General features: G+C 24.9%; 12 protein-coding genes and 3 tRNA genes. 9 read left to right on the forward strand and 6 right to left on the reverse strand.

Annotated elements, in window-relative coordinates; all coding sequences use genetic code 11:
* The 7 genes from rsmG to CP960_RS13775 all read left to right on the forward strand — a co-directional run bounded on the left by rsmG (nucleotide 1) and on the right by CP960_RS13775 (nucleotide 4,330).
* Nucleotides 1–603, forward strand: a complete 603-nt coding sequence (gene rsmG, locus CP960_RS09660) for a 16S rRNA (guanine(527)-N(7))-methyltransferase RsmG (RefSeq protein ID WP_101185210.1) — start codon at nucleotides 1–3, stop codon at nucleotides 601–603.
* Complete coding sequence (locus tag CP960_RS09665) at nucleotides 600–830, forward strand: PP0621 family protein (protein WP_101185211.1); 231 nt, start codon at nucleotides 600–602, stop codon at nucleotides 828–830. The genes rsmG and CP960_RS09665 overlap by 4 nt, the downstream gene beginning before the upstream one ends.
* The gene (locus CP960_RS09670; protein WP_101185212.1) at nucleotides 830–1,204 is read left to right on the forward strand and encodes a hypothetical protein; all 375 of its coding nucleotides are present in this window, start codon (nucleotides 830–832) and stop codon (nucleotides 1,202–1,204) included. Before CP960_RS09665 ends, CP960_RS09670 begins: the two co-directional genes overlap by 1 nt.
* A gap of 393 nt (nucleotides 1,205–1,597) precedes the next feature.
* Nucleotides 1,598–1,744: a hypothetical protein gene (locus tag CP960_RS13770; RefSeq protein WP_162919079.1), complete on the forward strand. Its 147-nt coding sequence runs from the start codon at nucleotides 1,598–1,600 to the stop codon at nucleotides 1,742–1,744.
* Nucleotides 1,737–3,752, forward strand: a complete 2,016-nt coding sequence (gene glyS, locus CP960_RS09680; RefSeq protein ID WP_101185213.1) for a glycine--tRNA ligase subunit beta — start codon at nucleotides 1,737–1,739, stop codon at nucleotides 3,750–3,752. Before CP960_RS13770 ends, glyS begins: the two co-directional genes overlap by 8 nt.
* Nucleotides 3,753–3,817: 65 nt before the next feature.
* Nucleotides 3,818–4,153, forward strand: a complete 336-nt coding sequence (locus CP960_RS09685) for a hypothetical protein (protein ID WP_101185214.1) — start codon at nucleotides 3,818–3,820, stop codon at nucleotides 4,151–4,153.
* A 9-nt stretch (nucleotides 4,154–4,162) separates the two neighbouring features.
* On the forward strand, nucleotides 4,163–4,330 hold the full coding sequence (locus CP960_RS13775; RefSeq protein WP_162919080.1) for a hypothetical protein: 168 nt from the start codon (nucleotides 4,163–4,165) through the stop codon (nucleotides 4,328–4,330).
* Between the two features lie 5 nt (nucleotides 4,331–4,335).
* On the opposite strand, the gene CP960_RS09690 is transcribed toward CP960_RS13775, so the two are convergent.
* From CP960_RS09690 to CP960_RS09715, 6 genes are all read right to left on the reverse strand, one after another.
* Nucleotides 4,336–4,554: a hypothetical protein gene (locus CP960_RS09690; RefSeq protein WP_101185215.1), complete on the reverse strand. Its 219-nt coding sequence runs from the start codon at nucleotides 4,552–4,554 to the stop codon at nucleotides 4,336–4,338.
* A gap of 283 nt (nucleotides 4,555–4,837) precedes the next feature.
* A tRNA-Gln gene (locus tag CP960_RS09695) sits at nucleotides 4,838–4,912 on the reverse strand.
* A 7-nt stretch (nucleotides 4,913–4,919) separates the two neighbouring features.
* Nucleotides 4,920–4,996, reverse strand: a tRNA-Thr gene (locus CP960_RS09700).
* 208 nt (nucleotides 4,997–5,204) lie between these two features.
* Nucleotides 5,205–5,281, reverse strand: a tRNA-Met gene (locus CP960_RS09705).
* 116 nt (nucleotides 5,282–5,397) lie between these two features.
* On the reverse strand, nucleotides 5,398–5,964 hold the full coding sequence (locus tag CP960_RS09710; RefSeq protein ID WP_101185216.1) for a hypothetical protein: 567 nt from the start codon (nucleotides 5,962–5,964) through the stop codon (nucleotides 5,398–5,400).
* Complete coding sequence (locus tag CP960_RS09715; RefSeq protein ID WP_101185217.1) at nucleotides 5,961–6,362, reverse strand: helix-turn-helix domain-containing protein; 402 nt, start codon at nucleotides 6,360–6,362, stop codon at nucleotides 5,961–5,963. The genes CP960_RS09710 and CP960_RS09715 overlap by 4 nt, the downstream gene beginning before the upstream one ends.
* Nucleotides 6,363–6,544: 182 nt before the next feature.
* On the opposite strand from CP960_RS09715, the gene CP960_RS09720 reads away from it, so the two are divergent.
* Complete coding sequence (locus tag CP960_RS09720) at nucleotides 6,545–6,742, forward strand: hypothetical protein (RefSeq protein WP_101185218.1); 198 nt, start codon at nucleotides 6,545–6,547, stop codon at nucleotides 6,740–6,742.
* A gap of 1 nt (nucleotide 6,743) precedes the next feature.
* Nucleotides 6,744–6,965, forward strand: a 222-nt coding sequence (locus CP960_RS09725) for a hypothetical protein (RefSeq protein WP_133121148.1), incomplete at its 3' end; no start/stop codon positions are given.

Consider the following 6,965-nt stretch of genomic DNA (forward strand, 5'->3'; position numbering starts at 1 on the left):
ATGAATGAAAATTTAGAAAAAATATTAAAAAATGAAAATATCAATTTTGATAAAAAGTTTTATGAAAGATGTAATTCTTTCTTAAATTTATTACAAAAATGGGGTAAAGTTCATAATCTTAGTGGAAGTTTACATGAAAATGATATAATAGAAAATATTGTTGATTCTGTATATCCTATACTTTTTATAAATAGATTTGATAGTTTTGCAGATATAGGAACAGGAGCAGGGTATCCTGGACTATTACTTGCTATTGCAAGACCTGAAGTTAAATGTTATTTGATTGAACCAAGAGTAAAAAGAGTTGCATTTTTAAACTTTGTAAAAAATAGTTTAGGCTTACAAAATGTTGAAGTTATATGTAAAAGAGTTGAAGAAGTAGAAGATATAAAAGTTGATTTAGTAACATCAAGAGCAGTTACAAATACAAGTTTATTACTAGAGTTAACAAAAAATATTTCAACTAATAGTTGTAGTTTTCTTTTTTATAAAGGAAGCATGCTTGAAAGTGAAGTAAAACAAGCAAAACTAGATAGTTGTAAAATAGTAAAAAGAAAAGATAGAAACTATTTATATTTACAAAAAAATGAAGGTAGAAAATGATTTTAAAGTTATTAGCAATTGTAGTAGTACTAGTTTTAGTATATATTGTATTTTTCAAAAAAGATAGAGAGGGCGTAATAAAAAAGAATAATGAAAAAAAAGAGAACATTGAAGATATTATGGTTGAATGCCCAAGTTGTGGAACGTATGTTTCGAAAAAAGAGGGAATTTTAAGCAATGGAAACTATTTCTGTTCAGCTGAATGTTTAAATAATAAGGCAAAATAATGATTTTATTAGGGGATAAAAATATACCATATGAAACGTTAAGTGTAATAACAAATATTGAGCAATTAGCTAAAACTAAAGCAAATACGATGGTAGTTTTCCAATATGAACAAAATTTGCTTGATTACTGTTTTAAAAATAATATTACATATGCAGTAATAATAAAAGATTTAAAAGAGGCTATTTATGCAAATGCATTAGAAGCAAAATATATTATATGCGAAAAAGAATTAGCAAGAAGTATACAAAATACTGCAGATAATTATATGTTTGATTCAAAAATTTTAGCTATTATTGATTCAAATAGTGAGTTTGAAGATATTGCAAAAGAGCAAATAGATGGAGTGATTTATAGTTATTTATTAAATGATTAGAGTTTTTTTATTACTATTTTGCTTTTTATTAACAATAAGTTATGCTTGTAGTGGCAACTGTATTAGTTGTCACAAAATTCTTAAAAAAAGTATTAATAAATCTCATCATAAAATATTAAAAGATTGTATCACTTGTCATAATAAATTACCTTCTTCAATGTCTGAATGTGGAGGAGATTGTTTCTCTTGTCACTCTCAAAATAGACTTATTAATTCAGAATATAAATCCCATAAGAAATTAAAAAATTGTAAGAAGTGTCATATAAGTAAAGAAGACTTCTTAAGCTTTAAAAAAAACCAAAATAGCTCTTTTATAGATTTACTAAATAATAAGTGAGCTTTGGATAAAATAGCTACTTTTTAGAAACAAATATAAAAAAAGATAGGACTACTGTGAAAGAGATATTAGATATTATTGTTTTATTACTGTTTGTATTTATGTTAGCAATGTTTATCATAGGATTTAATAAACAGCAAATAAAAAAACATAAAAATAAACTTGAGGAAAAAAAAAGAGAAAAGGAAAAAATAGATGAATAAACCATTATTAATTGAAATTGGTGTTGAAGAATTACCAGCGATTCCATTTTTAAAAGAATTACCAAATATTGAAAAAAAGTGGAGTGATATACTAGAAAAAAATAAATTATTATGTGGTTTTGATTTTTTTTACACACCAAGAAGATTAGTTTTATGGCATAGAGAGTTTCCAGTTTCTCAGCCAAATAGTGTTGTTGAACAGTTTGGTGCACCAGTTAAAATTGCTTATAAAGATGGTAAACCAACTAATGCAGCAATTGGTTTTGCAAAAAAGTGTGGTATTAGTGTTGAGAAATTAGAACAAATTGATAAAGGTAAGGGTCCTGTATTATATTTCAAACAAGAAGTAGAGGGAAAAGAGAGTGAGATTTTATTAAATGATATGGTAAATGAGTTTATCCACTCTTTAAACTTTGGTAAATCTATGAGATGGGGAAGTAGAACGGATAGTTTTATAAGACCTATTAGAACTTTAAGTATTCTTTTAGACAATAAGATTGTTGATGCTAATCTTTTTGGAGTTAAATCTTCAAATTTTTCATATGCACATAGAATGGTTTCTTATGAACCATTTACTTATGACTTTGCAGGAGATTACTTTTGCAAATTAGATAAAAATGGAGTTATTTTATATCCTGAAGAGAGAAGAAAAAGAATCTTAGAACAGATGAAAGAGATTGAAAACTTACATAAAATAAAAATTGATATTGATGAAGAACTCTTAGATGAAGTAGTTGCTATTACAGAGTATCCAACTGCTTTAATAGGAAATTTTGATGAAGAGTTTTTAGAGTTGCCAGAAGAGGTAATTGTAACTTCAATGAAAGAACATCAAAGATATTTTGCAGTTTATAAAGACTCAAAATTAACAAATAAATTTATTGTTGTATCAAACTCAAAAACAGATGATTTTAGTGCAATTATTGCAGGAAATGAAAAAGTATTAAGACCAAGATTAGCTGATGGTATGTTCTTTTGGAAAAATGATATAGCAAATGGATTAAGTAATGAAGGACTTAAAAACTTAGTTTTTGTTGAAGGTCTTGGTTCTATGTATGAAAAGTGTGAGAGAGAAGCAAAAATAGCTCAATATTTAGCCCAATCACTTAATGAAACAAATAAAGAGTTACTTCAAAAAGCTATTATGCTTTCAAAAGCAGATTTAATGTCAGAAATGGTTTATGAGTTTACAGAACTTCAAGGACTAATGGGATACTACTATGCAAAATTAGCAAATGAAGATAAATTAGTTTATACAGCACTAAAAGAGCAATATTTACCAGATAAAGAAGATTCTGAATTACCATCAAATAAATTCTCTGCAATTGTAGCTTTATCTTATAAACTTGATAATTTAATGGGACTATTTAGTGTTGGTAAGATACCAACAGGTTCAAAAGACCCTTTTGGACTTAGACGTGCAGCTGCTGGAATTGTAAAAATTGCTATGGAGCATAAACTACCAATTAATATAGATAAAATTATAACAGATTTATCAAGTAATTATAAAGGTTTAGATAAATCACAACTTTTAGAATTCTTTAATGAAAGATTATTTAAGATTTTTGATGTAAATCCTTCTGTTTTAAAAGCAGTTTTAGGAAGTGGTGAAAAAGATATATATGAAATATCTTTAAAACTGTGTGCTTTAAATCCAATAGTACAAAGTGATAACTTTAAAGAAATTTCTACGACATTTAAAAGAGTTGCAAATATAATCAAAGATATTAATGTAAATAAAGTTTTAGAAGTAAAAGAAGAACTACTAGAAGATAAAGAAGAAAAAGAGTTATTTGAAGCTTATAAAGTAGTTGTATCAAAACATTATGATGATTATGAATTAGAGTTAGATTCATTATTTGATTTAAAACCACAACTAGATAACTTTTTTGATAATGTATTTGTAAATCATGAAAATGAAGACATAAAAAATAATAGAAAAAATTTAATTGGTTTAGTATATCAAGCATTTAGAAATATTGCTGATATTAAAGAAATTACTATATAATCATTACCACAATAAAGAAAAAAGAGACTCCTCTTTTTTCTTTACAACTACAAAAGGAGTCAAGCTTGAGAATAGCAGCTACTATATTTATATTATTAATATTTTTTACAGGTTGTGAAGAGAAACAGAATAAAATTAATAGATATTTCCAAAACTGGACGGGAGTAAATGGTGTACTTGAAGTTTACTCAGGTAATAATTTAGTAAAAAGATTTATGAAAATTGATAAATTATCCACAGCTGTTGCAACAGAAGATAAGTTCCACAGACCTTATAGATATGGTTATGGAATTTTAGATGAAAATCTTAATTTTAAAGTTGATTCAGACGAAAAAAAAGTATATTTTGAGTTTAGTGACTATTCAACAAATTATATATTTTTTGAAAATCCAAATAAGTAAGGAAAGAAGATGAAAAAAGTATCTATATTAATGGTTTTATTTATTTTTATTTTTAGTGGATGTGCTACTTGGAAAGGTATTAAAAAAGATAGTAGTGATGCATGGAATGCTACAAAAAAAGGTACGAGTAAAGCATATAATAAAACAAAAGAGGCTATTCATGAAGCTACTGAGTAGATAGATTAAAGGAAGTGTAATAACTTCTTTTCTACTCTTTTTTTAATATAACTTAATGTTAAAGTTATAATCTCTTCTTTTTGTTCCTCTGGAATAGCTTTTACATACTGTATTGTTTTTTCTATAATCTGTTTTATTTCTGTATCACTTGAATATGTACTAATAACTAAATTATTTCCTAGTTGTTTAGCAATATCATTTTTTGTTTTTATATTAGTTTTCATTTTATTACCTTATAGAATTTTTATATTTGTATATTACTAGAAGAGAGTATTAAAATAGTATCAAAAAATAATATTTCATCAAAGGAACAAAATTTATTATTGTAGGTTTGTTGAATGATTACAATTTATAAAGGAGAACAATGTTCCTAAGATGAAATTGATGAGATAAAACTTAATTGAATAATTGTTTGAATTTAAGTAAAATAATGTAAATATGTATAAAATTTAGTGAAGTTTTATCTCATCCATCGCAGAAAAATATATAATTTTACTACTGTATTAGTGGATGGGATAGCAGGATTCGAACCTGCGAATGACGGTACCAAAAACCGTTGCCTTACCACTTGGCGATACCCCAATATATATGGAGCTGGTGAAGGGATTTGAACCCCCGACCTGCTGATTACAAATCAGCTGCTCTAGCCAACTGAGCTACACCAGCACCAAAAAGTAATAAGTTTATTTTAAAAACTTATGGCGGAATTATATAAAAATATTTTTAAATTTAGCTTAAAAAATGACACCATTTATTATATTTTTTTACTTAGTTATTTTAAAAAAATAATTTATAGTTATTTAATATTTACTTATTTATAATAAAATTATGTAATTAATCAAAAAAGTTATTTAAAAGTATATTGTAGAAAAAGTGGTGTCAAGAGAGAGACTTGAACTCTCGACCTCCGGCTTATGAGACCAGCGCTCTAGCCAGCTGAGCTACCTTGACATTTTAAGATTGGTTGCGGAAAGTGGATTTGAACCACTGACCTTCGGGTTATGAGAAATGTGTTCACTCAAACAACGGACAGAATTATAATTAATTATTCTTAAAAAAAAATTAAATTATTTAAATATTATGTGAAAAGTTTTTTTTGTAGGATAATTAAATTCTTTTAAACTTAGTATAATTGCATTTTTTATATTTTCATCTAAATCCATAAAACCAGTTTTTTTAATTATATTTAATTCTTTTAAGTTTCCTTTTTTGTCTAATTCAAAACTGTATGAATATTTTAATTTTTTATTTTTGTATTTATTAAATAATTTTTTATCTAAATATTTTATTATTCTTTCTTCATCATTCCATATTTCTCTTTTATTTTCATATTCTCTTTTTGAAGTATTATAATTTACTAAACCCTTTCTAAAGTAGTTATTTATTTTGTTTATTCCTGCTACTTCTTTTATATTTCCATTTCTTATATTACTTCCAGTAATTTTATTTATTTTTTGGCTTGATGTACTGTTAGATTTATAAATTGCATTTTTATTTAATTCTAATTCATAATATTTAATTTCTTTTTTTTCTTCTAATATTTTAAAATCATTTTCTAATAATGCATTTTCTAAGCTTTGTGATAATAATAAAGAATTTGATATTAATAAACTTATTGTTAATATTTTTTTCATTCTTCAAACTCCAAAACTTCTGCACTTATAATATGGTAATAATATTTTTGTCTTTTTTCAGGTAGTTTTTTTAATTCTTCTAATATTTTTAATTGTTCATCTCTATAACTACGGATATGAACATTGTTGTTATTACCTTGTACATTAAATATTTTACTGTTTTCATTATTGTTTTGATTGTTTATTACTTCATTTGTACTTTTACCAGTTAGGATATACATTAAGTCATATCCATTTTTGTAGCAAAAATTAGTTAATTGTTCATATGGAATTTTATTTCTTCCTACCCATCTACTAAAATTCGTTTCATTTGTTTCTAAAAATTCTGCAATTTCTTTGTTTTTACTTTTTCCAGTTGTTTCTTTTAGTCTTTCTAGTATCTCATTAAAATTGAACATATTTTATACTTTTCCATAAATTTTGTAATATTTACTTGACAAAATGTAATATTTTAATATATAATACCCTAATCCTAAAATTCGAAATAGGTTATCACATACAAAATAAAACATATAATTAGTATTCGCAACACTATTATATAAGCCTTTTTGTATGTTTTGCCTTAAAAAAGGTAGTAAAAATGTCAAAGAATTTACCAAAATTACAATTGTGTAAACAGGTTGAAACACTTTCAAAACAATTAACTTTAAATACTGAAAAGCTTACATCTTTATTTATAACTGATAAACAAAGAAGTTTTTTAAGAGATGAAAATAAAATAATTGAAAAGCAATTACAAGATAAATTAACTATTATAACTTGTATGAAAGGCTTTTAAAATGAGCCGATTAAATAAATATATTCCATTCTATGAAGATTTTACAAAAAAAATAAAATTGTCTTTACATAATTTTGGTGTTAACAATTCTGTTACTTCTAATAGTTATTTTGCAAATTTATTAGGTTTTAAAGGAGATAATGCAAATACACAATTTTCTAATTATGTAAATGGAAATGGAAAAAACTTTACAACAAGAGAACTTATTAGACTTATTGAGCTT

Source organism: Malaciobacter halophilus (assembly GCF_002837275.1).
Lineage (GTDB): Bacteria > Campylobacterota > Campylobacteria > Campylobacterales > Arcobacteraceae > Malaciobacter > Malaciobacter halophilus.